18 protein-coding genes are annotated in these 19447 nt (G+C 65.5%); 11 read left to right on the plus strand and 7 right to left on the minus strand.

The window, feature by feature from the left end:
* The 4 genes from ACSKB8_RS08420 to ACSKB8_RS08435 all read left to right on the plus strand — a co-directional run bounded on the left by ACSKB8_RS08420 (position 1) and on the right by ACSKB8_RS08435 (position 5134).
* Positions 1–723: an ABC transporter ATP-binding protein gene (locus ACSKB8_RS08420; RefSeq protein ID WP_438103597.1), complete on the plus strand. Its 723-nt coding sequence runs from the start codon at positions 1–3 to the stop codon at positions 721–723.
* The gene (locus ACSKB8_RS08425) at positions 720–3290 is read left to right on the plus strand and encodes an ABC transporter permease (protein WP_438103598.1); all 2571 of its coding nucleotides are present in this window, start codon (positions 720–722) and stop codon (positions 3288–3290) included. Before ACSKB8_RS08420 ends, ACSKB8_RS08425 begins: the two co-directional genes overlap by 4 nt.
* A gap of 262 nt (positions 3291–3552) precedes the next feature.
* A complete protein-coding gene (locus tag ACSKB8_RS08430; RefSeq protein ID WP_025575992.1) occupies positions 3553–4344 on the plus strand; it encodes a Bax inhibitor-1/YccA family protein in 792 nt (263 codons plus the stop codon).
* 259 nt (positions 4345–4603) lie between these two features.
* Complete coding sequence (locus ACSKB8_RS08435) at positions 4604–5134, plus strand: GNAT family N-acetyltransferase (RefSeq protein WP_128930647.1); 531 nt, start codon at positions 4604–4606, stop codon at positions 5132–5134.
* Between the two features lie 89 nt (positions 5135–5223).
* On the opposite strand, the gene ACSKB8_RS08440 is transcribed toward ACSKB8_RS08435, so the two are convergent.
* From ACSKB8_RS08440 to acnA, 3 genes are all read right to left on the minus strand, one after another.
* Entirely contained in the window at positions 5224–5595 is a 372-nt protein-coding gene (locus tag ACSKB8_RS08440; protein ID WP_128930646.1) for a DUF2794 domain-containing protein, read from the minus strand.
* Between the two features lie 573 nt (positions 5596–6168).
* The gene (locus ACSKB8_RS08445; protein WP_438103599.1) at positions 6169–6945 is read right to left on the minus strand and encodes a DUF1223 domain-containing protein; all 777 of its coding nucleotides are present in this window, start codon (positions 6943–6945) and stop codon (positions 6169–6171) included.
* A 221-nt stretch (positions 6946–7166) separates the two neighbouring features.
* Positions 7167–9887: an aconitate hydratase AcnA gene (gene acnA / locus ACSKB8_RS08450; protein WP_438103600.1), complete on the minus strand. Its 2721-nt coding sequence runs from the start codon at positions 9885–9887 to the stop codon at positions 7167–7169.
* A gap of 240 nt (positions 9888–10127) precedes the next feature.
* Here acnA and ccmA point away from each other — a divergent pair, with 240 nt between their 5' ends.
* From ccmA to ACSKB8_RS08475, 5 genes are all read left to right on the plus strand, one after another.
* Positions 10128–10730, plus strand: a complete 603-nt coding sequence (gene ccmA / locus ACSKB8_RS08455; protein WP_438103601.1) for a heme ABC exporter ATP-binding protein CcmA — start codon at positions 10128–10130, stop codon at positions 10728–10730.
* A gap of 52 nt (positions 10731–10782) precedes the next feature.
* The gene (gene ccmB / locus ACSKB8_RS08460; RefSeq protein ID WP_438103602.1) at positions 10783–11451 is read left to right on the plus strand and encodes a heme exporter protein CcmB; all 669 of its coding nucleotides are present in this window, start codon (positions 10783–10785) and stop codon (positions 11449–11451) included.
* 106 nt (positions 11452–11557) lie between these two features.
* Positions 11558–12349 carry a heme ABC transporter permease gene (locus tag ACSKB8_RS08465; RefSeq protein ID WP_438103603.1) on the plus strand — a complete coding sequence of 264 codons (792 nt, stop codon included), beginning with the start codon at positions 11558–11560 and terminating at the stop codon, positions 12347–12349.
* The gene (gene ccmD, locus ACSKB8_RS08470; protein ID WP_091893065.1) at positions 12346–12531 is read left to right on the plus strand and encodes a heme exporter protein CcmD; all 186 of its coding nucleotides are present in this window, start codon (positions 12346–12348) and stop codon (positions 12529–12531) included. The genes ACSKB8_RS08465 and ccmD overlap by 4 nt, the downstream gene beginning before the upstream one ends.
* The gene (locus tag ACSKB8_RS08475) at positions 12528–13121 is read left to right on the plus strand and encodes a DsbE family thiol:disulfide interchange protein (RefSeq protein WP_128930639.1); all 594 of its coding nucleotides are present in this window, start codon (positions 12528–12530) and stop codon (positions 13119–13121) included. Before ccmD ends, ACSKB8_RS08475 begins: the two co-directional genes overlap by 4 nt.
* 176 nt (positions 13122–13297) lie before the next feature.
* On the opposite strand, the gene ACSKB8_RS08480 is transcribed toward ACSKB8_RS08475, so the two are convergent.
* Entirely contained in the window at positions 13298–13900 is a 603-nt protein-coding gene (locus tag ACSKB8_RS08480) for a septation protein A (RefSeq protein ID WP_438103604.1), read from the minus strand.
* Positions 13901–13902: 2 nt separating this feature from the next.
* Positions 13903–14847, minus strand: a complete 945-nt coding sequence (gene ftsY / locus ACSKB8_RS08485; protein WP_438103605.1) for a signal recognition particle-docking protein FtsY — start codon at positions 14845–14847, stop codon at positions 13903–13905.
* A gap of 47 nt (positions 14848–14894) precedes the next feature.
* On the opposite strand from ftsY, the gene ACSKB8_RS08490 reads away from it, so the two are divergent.
* Both ACSKB8_RS08490 and ACSKB8_RS08495 read left to right on the plus strand, forming a co-directional pair.
* Positions 14895–15596 (plus strand): RluA family pseudouridine synthase, encoded by a 702-nt coding sequence (locus tag ACSKB8_RS08490; RefSeq protein ID WP_438110458.1) that lies wholly within the window; start codon positions 14895–14897, stop codon positions 15594–15596.
* Between the two features lie 217 nt (positions 15597–15813).
* Entirely contained in the window at positions 15814–16923 is a 1110-nt protein-coding gene (locus ACSKB8_RS08495) for a DUF2336 domain-containing protein (protein ID WP_438103606.1), read from the plus strand.
* A 214-nt stretch (positions 16924–17137) separates the two neighbouring features.
* Here ACSKB8_RS08495 and mtaB read toward each other — a convergent pair whose 3' ends face one another.
* Together mtaB and dapF are read right to left on the minus strand one after the other, a co-directional pair.
* The gene (mtaB, locus tag ACSKB8_RS08500) at positions 17138–18391 is read right to left on the minus strand and encodes a tRNA (N(6)-L-threonylcarbamoyladenosine(37)-C(2))-methylthiotransferase MtaB (protein ID WP_438103607.1); all 1254 of its coding nucleotides are present in this window, start codon (positions 18389–18391) and stop codon (positions 17138–17140) included.
* Entirely contained in the window at positions 18391–19266 is an 876-nt protein-coding gene (gene dapF / locus ACSKB8_RS08505; protein WP_091893052.1) for a diaminopimelate epimerase, read from the minus strand. Before dapF ends, mtaB begins: the two co-directional genes overlap by 1 nt.
* Positions 19267–19447 lie beyond the last annotated feature (181 nt).

Below are 19447 nucleotides of genomic sequence, written 5' to 3' on the forward strand. Positions count from 1 at the left end.
ATGGACAGTCGCATCGAAACCTCTTCGCTCGCCGCCACCACGGCGGACACCATCGCCATCTACAACGTCAATCTCTCATTGGGCACGGGCGCGGCACGCGTTCACATCCTCAAGGATATCAGCCTGCGCGTGGGCCGGAGCGAGACGATCGGCCTGATCGGCCCGTCAGGCTCGGGCAAATCCACGCTGCTGATGGTGATGGCGGGGCTGGAGCGTCCTGATAGCGGAGAGGTGGTGGTCAACGGCACGCCTTTCAATGCCCTCGATGAGGATGCGCTGGCCCGCTTCCGCGGCCGCCAGGTCGGCATCGTCTTTCAGTCCTTCCATCTGATCCCGACCATGACGGCGCTTGAGAACGTCGCCGTGCCGCTCGAGCTCGCCGGCAATCCCGATGCCGCAACGCGCGCGGCGCAGGAGCTACAATCGGTCGGGCTCGGCGATCGCCTGCATCACTATCCGACGCAACTCTCCGGCGGCGAGCAGCAGCGCGTTGCGCTGGCGCGCGCGCTGGCGCCCGATCCGGCGATCCTCGTCGCCGACGAGCCGACTGGCAATCTGGATGAGACAACCGGAAAGCAGATCATCGATCTCCTGTTTAGCAAGCATGCCGAGCGCGGCATGACCTTGGTGCTGGTCACGCACGATTCCTCGCTCGCGCATCGCTGCGATCGCGTCATCCGCCTGCGCTCCGGGCGCATCGACACGCAGTCCGCGCCCGCATGAGCACGGCTGCCGAATCGTTCGCGAGGCCTGGTGCCGTCGCGCTGTCACTGCGCTACGCGCTGCGCGAATTGCGCGGAGGCCTGCGCGGCTTCTACGTCTTCATCGCCTGCATCGCGCTCGGCGTGATGGCGATCGCCGGCGTCGGCTCGGTCTCGGCGAGCCTCTCCGACGGTCTTGCGCGCGAAGGCCGCACGCTGCTCGGCGGCGACGTCTCGTTCGTGCTGTTCCAGCGCGAGGCCAAGCCGGAAGAGGTCGCCTTCCTGCGCTCGCGCGGCACCGTGTCGACCGCCGCGACCTTGCGCGGCATGGCGCGCTCGACTGATGGCAAGCTCGCGCTGGTCGAGATGAAGGCGGTCGACGACAGCTATCCGATGCTCGGCCAGCTGAAACTGGCGCCGCCGCTGCCGATGTCCGATCTCCTCGCCGAGCATGACGGCGCGTTTGGCGCCGCCGCCGATCCGACGCTGCTGGCGCGGCTCTCGCTCAAGACCGGCGATCGCGTCACCATCGGCTCGGCGACGTTCCAGATCCGCAGCACCGTCGAGGCCGAACCCGACAAGCTCGCCGGCGGCATCGGCTTCGGCCCGCGCTTCCTGATCAGCCAGGCGGGCCTGCGCGCCACCGGCCTGATCCAGCCCGGCAGCCTGGTGCGCTGGGTCTACCGGGTGAAGCTGCCTGACGCCGCCAACAGCGAACGCGCCACCGAAACCTTTATCACTGATGCGCGCAACGCGGCGCCGCAGGCCGGTTGGGAGATCCGCAGCCGCTCCAACGCCTCGCCGCAGCTCGAGCGCAACATCAACCGTTTCACTCAGTTCCTGACGCTGGTCGGCCTCGCCGCGCTGCTGGTCGGCGGCGTCGGCGTCGCCAATGCCGTCAAGAGCCATATCGACCGCCGGCTCGAGGTGATCGCGGCTTTCAAGGCCGTCGGCGCCACCGGCCGCGACGTGTTCGGCATCTATCTCGCGCAGGTCATCCTGCTCGCCGCGATCGGCTCGGTGATCGGCCTTGCGCTCGGCGCCGCGATGCCCTTCGCCATCGTCGGCCTGTTCGGCAAGCTGTTGCCGCTGCCGGTGGTGCCGGCCGTGCATGCCGACGAGCTAGCGCTGTCCTTCGTCTATGGCCTGCTCACCGCATTGGCTTTCGGCCTGCGGCCGCTCGGCCGCGTCCACGACGTGCCGGTGGCCGCGCTGTTTCGCGACACCATCAGCTCGGAATGGCACCGGCCGCGCTTAGGCTATCTGGTGTTCATGGGCGTCGTGATCGTCCTGCTCGTCGCCGTCGTGATCGGCCTGTCCTTCGACAAGCGCATCGCCGTGGTGTTCGTCGCCTCCTCCGTCGTCGTGTTCGCCCTGCTGCGCGGCATCGCCGCGCTGCTGATGACCATCGCACGGCACCTGCCGCGGACGCGGCTGCCGATGCTGCGGCTGGCTATCGCCAACATCCACCGGCCGGGCGCGCTGACGCCGTCCGTCGTGCTGTCGCTGGGGCTCGGGCTCGCCGTGCTGGTCACCATCACCCAGATCGACGGCAATCTGCGCCGCCAGTTCCTGGCGTCGCTTCCCGAGCAGGCGCCATCGTTCTTCTTCATCGACATCCCGAGCGCGCAAGCCGAGCAGTTCGACCTCTATCTGCGCCAGATTGCCCCCGGCGCCAAGGTCGAGGACGTGCCGATGCTGCGCGGCCGCATCGTCGGCGCGCGCGGGTTGCGCGCCGAGGAGCTCAAGCCCTCGACCGATTCCGAATGGGTGCTGCAAAGCGACCGTGGCCTGACCTACACCGGCGAGCTGCCGAAGGGGTCCAAGGTGGTCGAGGGCGAATGGTGGAGCGCCGACTATTCCGGGCCGCCGCTGGTCTCGATCGAAAAGAAGATCGCCGACGGACTCGGCCTCAAGCTCGGCGACGAGATCGTGGTCAACGTGCTTGGCCGTGACATCCCGGCTAGAATCGGCAATCTGCGCACCATCGACTGGCAGGGGCTCGGCATCAATTTCGTCCTCGTCTTCTCGCCGAACGCCTTCAAGGGCGCGCCGCATACCCATATCGCAACGCTGACCGAAGCCGGCAGCAACGCTGCGGGCGACGGCAAGATCATCAAGCAGGTAGCCGACGCCTATCCGATGGTGACGAGCGTGCGCGTGCGCGAGGTGATGGAGACGGTCGGCTCGGTGGTGACCAACCTGGCGCTCGCGATCCGCGGCGCCAGTGCGGTGACCCTGATCTCGGCGATCCTGGTGCTCGGCGGGGCGCTCGCCGCCGGCCATCGCCACCGGGTCTATGATGCGGTGATCCTGAAGACGCTGGGCGCGACGCGGCTGCGGCTGCTCGGCGCCTATGCGCTCGAATACCTCCTGATCGGGCTCGCCACCGCAATGTTCGGCGTGATCGCCGGCAGCATCGCGGCCTGGATGATCGTGACGCGGCTGATGACGCTGAGTTTCGTTTGGCAGGCCGGCAGCGCCGCCGGCGTGGTCGCGGCCGCGCTCGTCGTCACAGTCGGGCTCGGGCTCGCCGGCACGCTGCTCGCGTTGAACAAAAAGCCCGCGACGGTGTTGCGGAATTTGTGACAAAAGGTAGCGGCGCGGGAGCGGAATCGCACGATTCCTGCGATTAACCACGTCCGCCCGTCAGGATTGTGGCCGAGGGCGACATTCGGCCGCGCGTGGACGGTTGCAGCGAATGTGTTAGTTTCCCACATATCGAGTGGGTTCGGAGCCCCGATTGTGAGCCAAAATTTAGTCGGCTGGGATCGGTATCCGAGATAGAACTGACGAACCGGCGGCGTGGCGACCCTCATGCCGGACCGGACCAACCAACGGGAATTCGACCATGTCGGACCTAGACCGTAACTACGCTTCTCCTTTCGGCAGGGCCGCCGGGCGTGTTGACGCCGCGACGGTCGATGCCGGCCTGCGCGCCTATATGCTGCGCATCTACAATTACATGAGCATCGGCCTGGCCATCACGGGCCTTGCCGCGCTCGGCGTCTACATGGCCGCCGTGACGGACGTCCCGACGCCGGAAGCCGTCCGTGTCGGCAAGCTGTTCCTGACGCCGTTCGGCTACGCGATGTTCGTGAGTCCGCTCAAGTGGCTGTTCATGCTGGCGCCGCTCGCGATGGTGTTCGTGATCTCGGCGGGCATCAACCGCCTGGCACCCTCGACCGCCCAGATCCTGTTCTGGGTGTTCTCGGCACTGATGGGCATCTCGCTGTCGTCGATCTTCCTGGTGTTCACGCACACCTCGATCGTGCGGGTGTTCTTCATCACCGCGGCGACCTTCGGTGCGCTCAGCCTCTACGGCTACACCACCAAGCGTGACCTGACCGGAATGGGCTCGTTCCTGTTCATGGGCCTGATCGGCATCATCATCGCGAGCCTCGTGAACCTGTTCCTGGCGAGCTCAATGCTGCAGTTCATCGTATCGGTGGTCGGCGTGCTGGTGTTCGCGGGCCTCACCGCCTGGGATACCCAGCGGCTGAAGAACGACTACATCTACGGCTACGCCTCGGCCGGCGGTGACATCGCAGAGCGTGCGGCCATCACCGGCGCGCTGTCGCTGTACCTGAACTTCATCAACCTGTTCACGCTGCTGCTGCAGCTCCTCGGCCAGCGCGACTAACGCCAGGACGAGGGAACGACATGAACCCCGGCCGAAGGGCCGGGGTTTTTGTTTGGGCCGGGCTGTACCCACAGGCACCGTCATTGCGAGGAGCTCTTGCGACGAAGCAATCCAGAGTGCCTTCACGGATGCATTTCTGGATTGCTTCGCGGAGCCTGTCATCGGGCCGCGCGTTGCGCGGACCCGGTGGCTCGCAATGACGCCGGAGAAGCAGCGGAGCCCCTTCCAGCCGCCGCGGGAAGCCTCTATCCTTCCCGCCATGTCCGCACCTGAAATCAGGCCCACCACCGAGGCCGACCTTCCCGCCATCACCGCCATCTATCAGCAGGCCGTCCGCGAGGGCACCGCGACGTTCGAGCTGGAGCCGCCCGACCTTGCCGAGATGACGCGGCGCTATCGCGCGCTGATCGACGGCGGCTATCCCTATTTCGTCGCCATCCTCGATCGTCGCGTGGCCGGCTATGCCTATGCCGGGGCCTACCGGCCGCGGCCGGCCTATCGCTTCACGGTCGAGAACTCGATCTATCTCGATCCCTCGTTCCACCGCCGCGGTGTCGGCTCGCTGCTGCTGGAGCGGCTGATCACCGAATGCGAGGCGCGTGGCTTCCGCCAGATGATCGCCGTGATCGGCGATTCCGCCAATGCCGGCTCGATCGGCGTTCACACCAAGAGCGGCTTCAAGATGATCGGCACGCATCCCAATGTCGGGCTGAAATTCGGCCGCTGGCTGGATACGGTGATGATGCAGCGGGATCTCGGCGAGGGCGCGAGCACGGTGCCGGGGAAATAGATGCCGTAGCCCGGGTGAGCGAAGCGATACCCGGGAACGGTGCAAGCAAAGTCCCGGATGTCGCTTCGCTCATCCGGGCTACGAAAGCCTCACACCACCGCCAGCTTCCGATCGATCACCAGCAGCACGCGCTCGAGCTCGTGACCGCGGCGCAGGATCAGGCCGGTCGCCGAGATCACGCTGTACATGCCCTGCTTGCGCGCAAGCCGCGGGTCCTTTTCGATCCGATAGATCGGCACTTCCGAGGCGCGGCGATAGACCGAGAACACGGCGCGGTCCTTCAGGAAGTCGATGGCGTAGTCGCGCCACTCGCCGTCGGCGACCATGCGGCCGTAGAGATTGAGAATCCGGTGCAGCTCGAGGCGGTTGAACGTCACCCGATTCGGCTGCGTCGTCGCAGCGGCGGGGCGCGCCGCCGCGCGCTGCTCGCTCGGCTCGGCATCCTCCGACATCAAATTCATGGGAAGCGCCTCCTCATCGCACGGCATGACCCGTGTCCGCGACAACCGGAACCTCTGGCATCATGACAGTTGCATGATTGCGCCAACCGGTCCCTACCGCAAGGGGCCTCCCCGTTCGAACTCATCGAATCGGGACACACGCAATGGTGGAACTTTGTCGCGGCAAACCGTCACGGGATCGTTAGCAGGAATCATAGTGTCGCCGCTTTTCCGCCTAGCGACTGCCGCCCTGCACTGCGAAAAGGCTCATGTGCGTTGGCCCGGTCCTTCGGTTCCGGATTCCTCAGCCCCCAGCCCCCCGGGGTCGACAGGATCGGGTCTGTACGCGCGACAAGGAGGGCCAACGCAAGTTGGTCCTTTTTTGTTTGTGTCGGGATGTTTCCGACTCGCCGAGCCTTCGCTCTCCTCATGCGCCGGCTCTCCCCCTCATCCTGAGGGCCGCGCTCGCGCGGCGTCTCGAAGGATGAAAGGCCGAGCTGCATCCGCCGGGCCTGCTTGGTTCGTGACGCGCGCAAGGGCGCGCTCCTCACCATGAGGAGTTAGAGCGAGCGCGACGCGGGTGAGCGAGTGAAATCAGTGCAGCGACGTGTACGCCGCGCCCAGCATTGCACCCGGCTTCTCTCGGTTGCCATCCTGAACATAGACCACCGCGCCGTCGACGCCGTCGCGCGTGAGGTTCTCGATCGGCACCGTCCAGCTTTCCGGACGGCCGGTCCAATCGCCGACCTTGAGCAGGTTGCGCACCACGTTGTGGTAGGTGATCTGCTGTCCGCGATTTTCGCCGCGGGTGATCGTGATCGGCACCGACTTGGCGATCGAGCAGATCCAGACCTCGCCATGCGAGACCGTGGGCTCGTTGCTCGCGGCCACGGAGACGCTGATCTGCTTGCCCGCAAGCGACATCGTCACCGGCACGCTCATCACGCCCATGCCCTTGTCGGTCTTGCCGATCGCATTCTCGATGCCGGTGCGATCGCTCCCGATGACATGGGTCGAGCCATTGACGACGACCTGCGGCGTGTAGACCTCGCGGTCGCCGCGCATGCGCGAGTAGGCACGCTGCCGCGCAGAGAACCGCGAATCGGCCAGCGTGTCCTTCCAGCCGAGATAGTCCCAATAGTCGATCGGCATGCTCAGCGCGATGACCGAGGGATCTTTGGAGAGATCGCCGATGACCTTGTCGGCGGGCGGGCAGGACGAGCAGCCCTGCGAGGTAAACAATTCGACAACGGCGCGGGGATCAGCCCCGGCAGGGCGGATGACGGCGACGATCGCACAGATGCCGAGAGCACCCGACCAGAGGGCACTGGACCAACGTGAAATCGGATGAGAAGCCGTCATTGTTGTCATGTCGAACGCCGCACACCATTGCTCGTGAGAGGGAATCTTATCGCCTGATGGTCACCGTAATCTTACGGGGCGCAGCACATTCATCCGTCCAGGAGGAGGTTTTCCACCGGCCGGGCCCATCCGAAACGTGCCGCAAAACGCGCGAAGGCGGCCTTTTGATAGGCCGCCTTCGTTCTGGCTTCTACTCACTTCGCAGTGAGCCATCGTTCACAAATCCGCGCTTACGCCGCGAGCTTGCGCAGGACGTAATGGAGGATGCCGCCATTGCGGTAGTAATCGAGCTCGTCCAGCGTATCGATGCGGCAAAGCAGCGAAACGCGGTGCAACGAACCGTCGCCGGAGACGATCTCCGCGGTCAGCTTCTGGCGCGGCTTGAGGTCGCCGACGAGGCCGCGCAACGTGACCTTCTCGTCACCCTTCAGACCCAGCGACTGCCAGGAAGTGCCGTCCTCGAAGGTCAGCGGCAGCACGCCCATGCCGACCAGGTTCGAACGGTGGATGCGCTCGAAGCTCTGGCAGATCACGGCGCGAACGCCGAGCAGGCGCGTGCCCTTCGCGGCCCAGTCGCGCGAGGAGCCGTTGCCGTATTCAGCGCCGGCGAACACCACCAGCGGCACCTTCTCTTCCTGGTACTTCATCGCGGCGTCGTAGATCGACATCTGCTCGCCGTCCGGCCAGTGCTTGGTCAGACCGCCTTCCGGAATGTTGCCGTCGGCGCCCTTCAGCATGAAGTTCTTGATGCGGATGTTGGCGAAGGTGCCACGCATCATCACTTCGTGGTTGCCGCGGCGCGTGCCGTACTGATTGAAGTCGGCGGGGCGCACCTGGTGCTCGCTGAGATATTTGCCGGCGGGCGAGGTGAGCTTGATCGAGCCGGCCGGCGAGATGTGATCGGTGGTGATCTTGTCGCCGAACATGGCGAGGATGCGCGCCTCGACGATGTCGGTGACCGGCTCCGGCTCCTTCTTCATGCCGTCGAAATAGGGCGGGTTCTGCACATAGGTCGAAGACATGTTCCAGCGATAGGTCTCGCTCTCGACCGTCTTGATCTTGCGCCAGTTGGTGTCGCCCTTGAACACGTCGGCATACTTCTTCTTGAAGATCGACGCGGTCACGAACTTCTTCATGAAGGCGTTGATCTCCTTCGTCGTCGGCCAGATGTCCTTCAGGTACACCGGCTTGCCGTCCTTGCCCTCGCCGAGCGGCTCCGTGGCGAGATTCTTGGTCACGCTGCCCGCGAGCGCGTGCGCGACGACCAGCGGCGGCGAGGCCAGATAGTTCGCCTGCACGTCCGGCGAGACGCGGCCTTCGAAATTGCGGTTACCTGAGAGCACGGCAGCGGCGACGATGCCGTTGTCGTTGATCGACTTCGAGATCTCTTCCGGCAGCGGACCGGAATTGCCGATGCAGGTGGTGCAGCCGAAGCCGACCAGGTTGAAGCCGACCTTGTCGAGATCTTTCTGCAGACCGGAATCGGCGAGATAGCCCGCGACCACCTGGCTGCCCGGGGCAAGCGAGGTCTTCACCCACGGTTTGGCCTTGAGGCCCTTCGCAGCCGCGTTGCGCGCAAGCAGGCCGGCGCCGATCAGCACGCTCGGATTCGAGGTGTTGGTGCAGGAGGTGATCGCCGCGATCACGACGTCGCCGTGACCGATCTCGAAGTCCTTGCCTTCGACGGCAAAGCGCTTCTCCGGCTCCTCGGCCTTCTTGTACTCGCTGCTGAGCGCGAGCGAGAAGCCCTCGGCCACCGACGGGAGCGCGATACGGCCTTCGGGACGCTTCGGACCGGCCATCGAGGGCACGACGTCGGCGAGGTCGAGCGTCAGGGTTTCCGTGAACACCGGATCGGCCGACTTGGCGGTGCGGAACAGGCCCTGCGCCTTGGCATAGGCCTGAACCAGCGCAACGCGCGCCGAGGCGCGGCCGGAGGTCTTGAGATAGTCGAGCGCGGCGGCGTCGACCGGGAAGAAGCCGCAGGTCGCGCCATATTCGGGCGCCATGTTGGCGATGGTCGCCTTGTCGGCGACGGAGAGATGGTCGAGGCCCGGGCCGAAGAATTCGACGAACTTGCCGACGACGCCAAGCTTGCGCAGCATCTGCGTCACGGTCAGCACGAGGTCGGTCGCGGTGACGCCTTCCTTCATCGCGCCCTTCAGCTTGAAGCCGACGACATTGGGCAGCAGCATCGACAGCGGCTGGCCGAGCATGCAGGCTTCCGCCTCGATGCCGCCGACGCCCCAGCCGAGCACGGCCAGACCATTGACCATGGTGGTGTGGGAATCGGTGCCGACCAGCGAGTTGGGATAGGCGACCTCGAACGTGCCGGTCTTCTTGCCGACCGTCATCTTCTCCTTCTTGGTCCAGACCGTCTGGGCCAGATATTCGAGATTCACCTGGTGGCAGATGCCGGTGCCGGGCGGCACGACCGAGAAGTTCGAGAACGCCTTCTGGCCCCACTTCAGGAACTCGTAGCGCTCCTGGTTCTGCTTGTATTCCTCGGTGACGTTCTTGCCGAAGGCCTTGTTGTCGCCGAAGAAGTTCACGATCACGGAGTGGTCGATGACGAGGTCGACCGGGACCAGCGGATTGATCTTCTCAGCATCGCCGCCGAGCTTCTGCATCGCGTTGCGCATCGCGGCGAGGTCGACCACTGCAGGCACGCCGGTGAAGTCCTGCATCAAGACACGCGCCGGGCGGAACGCGATCTCATGCTCCAGCGACTTCTTGCGCAGCCATTTCGAGACGGCGACAATGTCTTCCTTCTTGACCGAACGGCCGTCCTCGTTGCGCAGCAGGTTCTCGAGCAGGACCTTCATCGAATAGGGAAGTTTCGAAATTCCCTTCAGACCATTCTTCTCGGCCGTGGGCAGGCTGTAATAGACATAGGTCTTGGCGCCGACCTTGAGGGTCTTTTTGCATTTGAAGCTGTCGAGCGAGGTCATGTAGGAATCCGAATTGTTAGTTATACCCGGCAGGGTATTTTAACACCGTCAGCGTATCAGGCTTGGCCGCTTGCAGGGGCAGGTTGAGTTGCTGCATCAAGTAGTTCCGGGCTTATAGAAGCTTTCTAACCGCGCCGCCACAGCCACAATCGTGCCGCGCCAATCCGCGAGCCAAAAATTCCCATGCGCTACCCCAAGTTTTCCTGAGGCCTGGCTTTGAGCGGGTTGAAACGAGGCGAGATGCGGCTTTCAGGTCACGGGCTCAGATGCGTGCGGGGTGGCCGCGAGGTGTTCGCCGGCCTGGATTTCGCGGCTGCCGCGGGCGAAGCCCTGGCGGTGATGGGTCGCAACGGATCGGGCAAGACCTCGCTGCTGCGGCTGATCGCCGGCCTGCTCATTCCGGCCGGCGGGACGATCGCGCTGGACGGGGGTGATGGCGAGCTGACACTGCCGGAGCAATGCCACTATCTCGGCCATCGCGATGCCCTGAAGCCGGCGCTGAGCGTTAAGGAAAATCTGGCATTTTGGGCTGAATTTCTCGGCGGCGAGCGACGCGATGCCGCCGAGAGCCTCACCAAAGTCGGCCTCGACCACGCCACCCACCTGCCCGCCGCCTTCCTCTCCGCCGGCCAGCGCCGCCGGCTGTCACTGGCGCGGCTATTGACCGTGCGCCGCCCGGTCTGGCTGCTGGACGAGCCGACCACGGCGCTGGACGTGGCCGGCCAGGACATGTTTGCCGGATTGATGCGACAGCACTTGGCAAGCGGCGGCCTGATCATCGCCGCCACCCACGCCCCGCTGGGGATCGACGCGCGAGAGCTGCGGATCGGGGGTGTGGGGTGATGCGGCCTGACCCTCAGCTTTTTTCAGGCGGCCAGCCCGCGCGAGGTGCTCCATGACCGCCCTGTCGGCCCTCATCCGCCGGGACATCCGGATCGCGCTCCGCGTCGGCGGCGGGGCGCTGATTGGCGTGCTGTTCTTCCTGACCGTGGTGGTGCTGATGCCGTTCGCGGTGGGGCCGGATCTGGCGCTGCTGTCGCGGCTCGGGCCGGCCATTCTCTGGCTCGGGGCCTTGCTCGCGAGCCTGCTGACCCTGGACCGGCTGTTCATGGCCGACCATGAGGACGGCTCGCTCGACCTGATCACGATGAGCCGGACGCCGCTGGAACTCGCCTGCGCCGCCAAGGCGCTGGCGCATTGGCTGGCGGCCGGCCTGCCGCTGATTGTCGCAACCCCCGTGCTCGGCCTCTTGCTCAACCTCGACATGGTCGCAACCGGCGCGGTGGCGCTGACGCTGCTGGCAGGAACCCCGGCGCTCACCTTCACCGGCATGATCGGCGCGGCACTGGCGGTGACCCTACATCGGGGCGGACTGCTGATGGCCGTGCTGGTGCTGCCGCTGTCGATTCCGGTGCTGATTTTCGGGGTCGCGGCCTCGCAGGCGGTGATCGTCGGTCCGATGACGTTCGGCGCGCCTTTCTCGATCCTGTGCGCGCTATCGCTGGTCAGCCTCCTGATCGGACCCTTCGCGGCGGCGGCGAGCCTGCGGCATGGACTCGACTGAGATGGACCCGACTGAGATGGGCCCGCCTGACCTTGACCCGCATCAACTTTCGCGACGTGCTTTCGTGCTGATTGCCTGAGCGCTTCCGGATGATTATCAGAATACCATGACGCTGATCGACCTCGCCAATCCCACGCGGTTCCTCGCGCTGACAGCGCGTCTGCTGCCGTGGCTTGCGGCTGCGACCGTCATCCTGCTCACCATCGGTCTGTACCAGTCAGCGCTTGCGCCCGACGACTACCAGCAGGGCGCGACGGTGAAGATCATGTTCATCCACGTGCCCAATGCCTGGCTCTCGATGTTCGTGTGGGGCGTGATGAGCATCGCCTCATTGGGCACGCTGGTGTGGCGGCATCCGCTCGCCGACGTCGCCGCGAAAGCGGCTGCTCCGATCGGCGCGGCCTTCACCTTCCTCGCGTTGCTCACGGGCTCGCTGTGGGGCCGGCCGATGTGGGGCACTTACTGGGAGTGGGACGCGCGGCTGACTTCGGTGCTGATCCTGTTCCTGATGTATCTCGGCCTGATGGCGCTGTGGCGCGCGGTCGACGATCCCTCGCGCGCGGCGCGCGCCGCGGCGGTGCTGACGCTGGTTGGCGCCATCAACCTGCCCATCATCAAGTTCTCCGTCGACTGGTGGAACACGCTGCACCAGCCGGCCTCGGTGATGCGCATGGGCGGCTCGACGCTCGACAAGTCGTTCCTGCTCCCGCTGCTGGTGATGGCGATCGCCTTCACGCTGCTGTTCGTCACGCTGCACTTGGCTGCGATGCGCAACGAGATCCTGCGCCGCCGCGTCCGCTCCCTGCAAATGATGCAGGCGAGCCGCGTCGCGTTTTCGAGCGAAGTGGACGCCGGTTCGCGTGAAGAAAACGCGTCAAAAGAAGCTGGAGCTGCGTGATGATGGCGCTCGGTCCTTACGCGTCGTTCATCGTGACCTCATATGCCGCAGCGGCCCTCGTGGTCGTGATCCTGATCGGCTGGGTCGTGCTCGACTATCGCAACCAGACGCAGCGCCTGCGCGAGCTCGATCGCAGCGGTGTGACCCGCCGCTCGGGCCGCAGCGCGACGGATCGATCATGAGCAATCAATCGAGCCCGGCGACGCCGCAGCGCCGCACCTTCCTGATGGCGCTGCCGCTGATCGCCTTCCTCGGCCTTGCGCTGTTGTTCTGGTTTCGGCTCGGCAGCGGCGATCCCTCGCGGATTCCGTCCGCACTGATCGGGCGACCGGCGCCGCAAACGCTGCTGCCGCCGCTCGAGGGATTGCAGGCTGACAATGCGCCGGTGCCGGGGCTCGATCCCGCCGCGTTCAAAGGCAAGGTCAGCCTCGTCAACGTCTGGGCGTCCTGGTGCGTGCCGTGCCATGACGAGGCGCCGCTCCTGACCGAGCTCGCCAAGGACAAGCGCTTCCAGCTCGTCGGCATCAACTACAAGGATGCGGCCGACAACGCCCGGCGCTTCCTCGGACGCTACGGCAATCCCTTCGGCCGCGTCGGCGTGGACGCCAACGGTCGCGCCTCGATCGAATGGGGCGTCTATGGCGTGCCCGAGACCTTCGTCGTCGGGCGCGAGGGCACCATCGTCTACAAGTTGGTCGGACCGGTCACGCCGCAAAACCTCAAGACGGTGCTGATGCCGGAGCTGGAGAAGGCGCTGAAGGCGGGATCTTAGCCAAGCCCGTCATTGCGAATCAAAGACCCGGCGCCCCACATACAGCTGTCATGCCCCGGCTTGACCGGGGCATCCAGTACGCCGCGGCTTATCGATTCAGCCACAGACGGCTCGGAGTACTGGATCGCCCGGTCAAGCCGGGCGATGACACCGAATGTGTGGCGAGCGCTCACCGGTCACCCCTTGCTCACATCTCCCGCCTCGGCCTCGCTCGCCTCCAGCGACACCGGCTCGAGGTGATAGCGCTTGATCAGCGGCATCTGGATCATGCCGAAGATAGCGGTCAGCGGAAGGACGCCGAAGACCTTGAAGTTCACCCAGAAGTCCGTGCTCTGGGTGCGCCAGATGATCTCGTTCAGCACCGCCATGCCGGCGAAGAACAGCGCCCAACGCAGCGTGAGGATGCGCCAGCCGTGCGGCGTCAGATTGAACACCTGGTCGAACATCACAGCGATGAAGGAGCGGCCGAACAGCAGGCCGCCGCCGAGGATCGCGGCGAACAGGCCGTAGATGATGGTCGGCTTGACCTTGATGAAGGTCTCATCGTGCAGCACCAGCGTCAGCGTGCCGAACACCAGCACGATGACGCCCGTCACGATCGCCATGATCGGGATGTGGCGCGTCACCACATAGGAGGCGACCATCGCCGCCACGATCGCCACCATGAAGGCGCCGGTCGCGGCAAAAAGGTTGAACTTCGCATTGACGAAGAAGAACACGAGCAGCGGACCGAGCTCGGTTGCAAGCTTGAACAGCGGATGCGGCTGGGTCTTGTCCATTCTCAACTTTCGATTCCGGCGATCGCGCGGGCGAAATCGCGCGCGGTGAAGGGCGCGAGATCGTCGACGCCTTCGCCGACGCCGATGAAATGCACTGGCAGTTTGAATTTCTCCGCCAGCGCCACCAGGATGCCGCCGCGCGCGGTGCCGTCGAGCTTGGTCATCACGAGGCCGGTGACCCCGGCGGTGCGATGAAAGGCCTCGACCTGCGACAGCGCGTTCTGGCCGACGGTGGCATCGAGCACCAGCAGCACCGCATGCGGCGCGGTGGCATCCACCTTGCGAATGACGCGCACGACCTTCTCGAGCTCGTTCATCAGCTCGGCCTTGTTCTGAAGCCGGCCCGCGGTGTCGATCAGGAGCACGTCGATGCTCTGCTCCTTCGCTGCCGTCAGTGCGTTGAAGGCGAGGCTTGCCGAATCCGATCCTTGCGCGCCGGCAATGACGGGCGTCTTGGTGCGCTCGCCCCAGATCTTGAGCTGCTCGATCGCCGCTGCGCGAAACGTGTCGCCGGCGGCCAGCATCACCTTGCGGCCTTCGGACGCGAACTTTTGCGAGAGTTTTCCGATGGTCGTGGTCTTGCCGGAGCCGTTGACGCCGACCACGAGGATGACGAACGGCTTTTTCGCTGCATCGATCTCGAGCGGCTTCGCGACCGGTACGAGCACCTTCTCGACTTCGGTCGCGACCACGTCCTTGACCTCGTCCGCCGAGATCGCCTTGTCGTAGCGCCCCGCGCCGACGGCGTCCGCGATCCGTACCGCGACTTGCGTGCCGAGATCGGCGCGCAGCAGCACGTCCTCGATGTCGTCGAGCATGGCGCGGTCGAGCTTGCGCTTGGTGACGAGGTCGGCGACCGCGGTCCCGAGCGAGGACGACGTGCGCTTCAGCCCGTTGGACAGGCGGCGCCACCAGCTCAGCTTGGGGGTCTCGGAGGTATCGTTCATGGCGGGGGTGTGTTAGCCGTTCCGACGATTAAACGAAAGTCTTGCAATTGCTCGATGTTCCCGAATTGACCGCCGATGAAATCTTAGGCCGCGTGCTCCATCGCGACGGCTTGATGCTGGTCATCGACAAGCCGGCCGGCCTGCCGGTCCATCGCGGCCCCAAGGGCGGGGCGAACCTCGAAGCCTCCTTCGACGCGCTCCGCTTCGGCCTGCCGCGACCGCCGGTGTTGGCTCACCGGCTCGACAAGGCTACCTCCGGTTGCCTCGTGCTTGGCCGCCACCGCAAGGCGACAGCCTCGCTCGGGCTCCTGTTCAAGCACGGCAAGATCGGCAAGACCTACTGGACCGTGGTCGAGGGCGGCCCTGCTGAAGACGAAGGCAGCATCGACATGCCGCTCGGCCGTCTCAACGCCGAGCGCGGCTGGTGGCAGAAACCGGATCCGGAAGGGCAGAAGGCGATCACCAATTGGAAGGTGATGGGGCGCGGCGCGGGCCTGACCTGGCTCGCCATGGAACCGGTGACCGGACGGACCCATCAATTGCGGGTGCATTCGGCCGCGACCGGCTGGCCGATCGTCGGCGATAACATTTACGGCACCGGCCCGCGCTTCGGCGAGCCGCGCCTGCACCTGCATTCCCGCGAAATCGTGGTGCCGATCTCCCGGAACAAGGACCCGATCCGCGTCGTGGCGCCGGCCCCGCCCCACATGCACGAGCGGCTCCGTGCCTGCGGATGGAACGGGGACTGAACCTCTCCCGCTTGCGGGAGAGGTCGGCGCGTAGCGCCGGGTGAGGGTTCTCTCCTCTTGGGGAGTCCCTCTGGAGGGAGCGCACTGACGCTGCGGCGGCATCTCGCTAAAGCTAGTCGGCCTCAGGCCATGGTTTACGAAACGTTCAGCGCTCGCCTCTAATGATAGCGGTTGCTTAGAACAAGCTTCCGTAACCGCTCAGGACGAGCAGCGCGTGATGTCCAAGGCCGAGCTATCGATCGTCGACGAGGTCGAATCCGCGATACGGATGGGCTCGCCGGAAAAGGGGTTGGAGACGGCCCGGCGCGTCACCGACCTGTTCCTGGGTTCCGCCGGCAGCTTTGACGACGAGCAGATCGCGCTGTTCGACGACGTGCTCGAGCGCCTGATCGGCACCATCGAGCTGCGCGCCATCGCCGACATCGGCGCCCGTGTTGCGCTCGCCGAGATCAGCGCGCAGCTTGCGCCGATCGCGCAGGCGCCGCCATCCGTGATCCGCCGCCTCGCCAACAATGACGAGATCCGTATCGCCGGACCCGTGCTCCAGGAATCCGCCCGCCTCGACGATGGCGAGCTGATGAAGATCGCATCGAGCAAGGGCGAGCCGCATCTGCTCGCGGTCGCCGGCCGCTGGTGGCTGAAGGAGATCGTCACCGACGCGCTGCTGGCACGCCGCTATCCCAGCGTCAGCCGGCGGCTCGCCACCAATCCCGGCGCCCGCGTCTCCGGCAGTGGATTCGCCATCATCGTCGGACAGGCCGAAAGCGATCCGGAGCTCGCAATCAGTGTTGGCGTCCGCGTCGATTTGCCGTCGGAGCTGCGCCGCCAATTGCTGCGTTCGGCGAGCGACGCCGTGCGCACCCGCCTGTTGTCACGCGCGCCACCGCACCTGTTCGAGGAAATCCAGAGCGCGATTGCCGCCGTCACCGTCGGCGTCGAACGCGAGATGTCTGGCGTGCGCGACTTCGAAGGCGCCAAGCGGGCCATCGCAAATCTGAAAGCGCACGGCCGGCTCAACGAAGCGACGCTGTTCAGCTTCGCCAGACAGCGGCGCTATGAGGAGACGGTGGCGGCGCTTGCAGCGCTGTCCGAATCAACCGTCGAGGTGATTCGCCCGCTGATGCAGAGCCTGCGCGACGACGGGCTGCTGGTGCCGTGCAAGGCCGCGCAGCTCGGCTGGGACACCACCGCCGCCGTGCTCGAAAGCCGTTACGCGACGGGCGCGATGAAGCCGGCTGATCTCGCGCGGGCGCAGGGTCATTTTGCGAGAATGACGCCGGAGAATGCGCGGCGCACCCTGCGGTTCTGGCAGGTGCGGGCGTTGTAGAGGCGCGCGCTTTAGGGGCCCGCATCCACACTCCCAGTGTCGTCCCGGCGCAGGCCGGGACCCATAACCACAGGGAACAGTTTGGCGAGGGCTAGCAGTTACTCTGCTTTGTCGGGACAGGCATCGCGCATCACCGATAGATGACGCGGTATGGGTCCCGGCCTTCGCCGGGACGACGATGGGGATGTAGCGCGACGCGACGCGCGACAGCTGTTTACGCCGTCAGCCGCTCGCCATCACTGCCGGCAATCATCAGCGGCACCACGCTGCCCACACGTTCGCCCGCAATCGCCACCGGCAGATAATGCTCCGTGCGTCCCTGCCCCTCGCTCTCGATCAGCACCTCGCGCGTTGCGCCGATCTCGGCTTGCAGGCGCTGCCGCAACGCCGCCTCGCCAACTGCACGCAGTCGCCGCGCGCGTTCCTTGATCGCGCCGCCTGCAACCTGCGGCATTCGCGCGGCCGGCGTGCCGGGGCGTGGCGAGTAGGGGAAGACGTGCAGGAAGGTGAGGCCGCATTCCTCGACGAGATCGAGCGAGCGCGAGAGCATGTCCTCGGTCTCGGTCGGGAAGCCCGCGATGATGTCGGCGCCGAAAATGACGTCCGGGCGCAGGCGGCGCACCTGGTCGCAGAACGCGATCGCATCCTGTCGCGAATGCCGCCGCTTCATCCGCTTCAAAATCATGTCGTCGCCTGACTGTAGCGACAGGTGCAGATGCGGCATCAGACGCGCATCGTCGGCGATGGCATCCAGCAGATCGTCATCGGCCTCGATCGAATCGATCGAGGAGATGCGCAGGCGCTTCAATTCCGGCACGTGCCGCAGGATCTGCTTGGTCAGCATGCCGAGCTTGGGCGCGCCCGGCAGGTCAGCGCCGTAACTGGTGAGGTCGACGCCGGTGAGCACGATCTCGGCATGGCCGCGCAGGGCCAGCGCCCGCACCTGTTCGACCACCGCGCCCATTGGCACCGAGCGCGAGTTGCCGCGGCCGAACGGGATGATGCAGAAGGTGCAGCGATGGTCGCAGCCGTTCTGCACCTGCACGAAGACGCGCGGCAGGCCGGTTGCAAAGCCGTCAACGAGATGCGGCGCCATCGCCTTAACCGCCATGATGTCGCTGACGGCGATCTTCTCGCTGGCGCCGATGTCGAATGCATCGCGCGCATCGCGCCATGCGGACGAGCGCAGCTTGTCGTCATTGCCGACGACGCGATCGACTTCGGCCATAGCGGCGAACATCGCGGCTTGCGTCTGCGCCGCGCAGCCGGTGACGACGATGCGGGCACCGGGCCGCTCGCGCTTCAATTTGCGGATCGACTGGCGCGCCTGCGCCACCGCCTCATTGGTGACGGCGCAGCTATTGATGACGATGGTGTCGGAAAGGCCCGCGCTCTCCGCCTCGCGGTGGATCACCTCGGCCTCGAAGGCGTTGAGGCGGCAGCCGAAAGTGACGACGTCGACGGCCATCAGCCGACCGGCGCGAACAGCGCCGGATCGAAATTGCCTTCATATTCGAAGGTCGCGGTGCCCGTCATCAACACATGGTCGTCGCGCTCGCGCCATTCGATGCCGAGCTTGCCGCCGGGCAGCGTGATCTCGACGTTGCGATTGGCGCGCTTCAGCCGCGCCGCGGCGACGGCCGTGGCGCAGGCCGCCGAACCGCACGCCTTGGTCAGGCCGGCGCCACGCTCCCAGGTGCGGATCGTGACGTGGTCGCGATCGACGATATGGGCGAGCGTGATGTTGGCGCGCTCGGGGAAGATCGGATGGTTTTCGAGCAGCGGACCGAAACGCTCGAGATCATAGGCGTTGACGTCTTCGACCCAGAAGACCGCGTGCGGATTGCCCATGCTCACCACGGACGGCGAGTGCAGGATCGGATTGTCGATCGGCCCGATCTGCAACTCGATGTAGCGGGTGTCGCGAAACTCTTCCGCCAGCGGAATGTCCTGCCAGCCGAACTTCGGCACACCCATGTCGACGGTGTAGAGGTCGGGCGCGGGGCCCTGCCAGCAATTGAGCAAGCCCGCTGCCGTCTCGAATGTCGCGGTGGTCTGTCCGCTCTTCTCGAAGATGCGGCGCACCACGCAGCGCATGCCGTTGCCACAGGCGCCGGCCTCGGAGCCGTCATTATTGTAGATGCGGATGAAGGCTTCGGTGCCGGCCAGCCGCGGCTTCTGCAGCACCATGAGCTGGTCGTACGCCACGCCGCCGTTGGCGGACGCCACCGCCCGCGCGTCGTCCGGCGTCACCCGGCTTGCGGAATCGCGCATGTCGACAACGACGATCTCGTTGCCGATGCCGTTCATCTTGGCAAATGCGTGGTTGGCCAGCGCGCTCATGAAAATTCCCGAATTTCGCCCGTCTTATATGGCGATCCTTGCCGGCTTGGCCAGCGGTTTGCTGCGAAGCGCCCTGGAGGCCGCCCATGACGCATCTGTCATGGGACGAATTTGGCGCTCGCGTGTTAGAACTGCGCCGCTCGCGCGACCGGGAGGCGCGGCGGGGGTGCAGGACGGATTT

The sequence above is a fragment of the Bradyrhizobium sp. BR 1432 genome (assembly GCF_051547705.1).
Taxonomy (GTDB): Bacteria; Pseudomonadota; Alphaproteobacteria; order Rhizobiales; family Xanthobacteraceae; genus Bradyrhizobium; species Bradyrhizobium zhanjiangense.

Excerpts from the sequence above, each read along its gene's own strand:
- ftsY (WP_438103605.1), bottom strand. The coding sequence starts at position 14,847 with ATGAACGATACCTCCGAGACCCCCAAGCTGAGCTGGTGGCGCCGCCTG.
- ACSKB8_RS08420 (WP_438103597.1), top strand. The coding sequence starts at position 1 with ATGGACAGTCGCATCGAAACCTCTTCGCTCGCCGCCACCACGGCGGAC.
- ACSKB8_RS08440 (WP_128930646.1), bottom strand. The coding sequence starts at position 5,595 with ATGAATTTGATGTCGGAGGATGCCGAGCCGAGCGAGCAGCGCGCGGCG.
- ACSKB8_RS08475 (WP_128930639.1), top strand. The coding sequence starts at position 12,528 with ATGAGCAATCAATCGAGCCCGGCGACGCCGCAGCGCCGCACCTTCCTG.
- ccmA (WP_438103601.1), top strand. The coding sequence starts at position 10,128 with ATGCGGCTTTCAGGTCACGGGCTCAGATGCGTGCGGGGTGGCCGCGAG.
- ACSKB8_RS08425 (WP_438103598.1), top strand. The coding sequence starts at position 720 with ATGAGCACGGCTGCCGAATCGTTCGCGAGGCCTGGTGCCGTCGCGCTG.
- ACSKB8_RS08465 (WP_438103603.1), top strand. The coding sequence starts at position 11,558 with ATGACGCTGATCGACCTCGCCAATCCCACGCGGTTCCTCGCGCTGACA.
- ACSKB8_RS08430 (WP_025575992.1), top strand. The coding sequence starts at position 3,553 with ATGTCGGACCTAGACCGTAACTACGCTTCTCCTTTCGGCAGGGCCGCC.
- acnA (WP_438103600.1), bottom strand. The coding sequence starts at position 9,887 with ATGACCTCGCTCGACAGCTTCAAATGCAAAAAGACCCTCAAGGTCGGC.
- ACSKB8_RS08480 (WP_438103604.1), bottom strand. The coding sequence starts at position 13,900 with ATGGACAAGACCCAGCCGCATCCGCTGTTCAAGCTTGCAACCGAGCTC.
- ACSKB8_RS08445 (WP_438103599.1), bottom strand. The coding sequence starts at position 6,945 with ATGACAACAATGACGGCTTCTCATCCGATTTCACGTTGGTCCAGTGCC.
- ACSKB8_RS08495 (WP_438103606.1), top strand. The coding sequence starts at position 15,814 with ATGTCCAAGGCCGAGCTATCGATCGTCGACGAGGTCGAATCCGCGATA.
- mtaB (WP_438103607.1), bottom strand. The coding sequence starts at position 18,391 with ATGGCCGTCGACGTCGTCACTTTCGGCTGCCGCCTCAACGCCTTCGAG.
- ccmB (WP_438103602.1), top strand. The coding sequence starts at position 10,783 with ATGACCGCCCTGTCGGCCCTCATCCGCCGGGACATCCGGATCGCGCTC.
- ACSKB8_RS08435 (WP_128930647.1), top strand. The coding sequence starts at position 4,604 with ATGTCCGCACCTGAAATCAGGCCCACCACCGAGGCCGACCTTCCCGCC.
- dapF (WP_091893052.1), bottom strand. The coding sequence starts at position 19,266 with ATGAGCGCGCTGGCCAACCACGCATTTGCCAAGATGAACGGCATCGGC.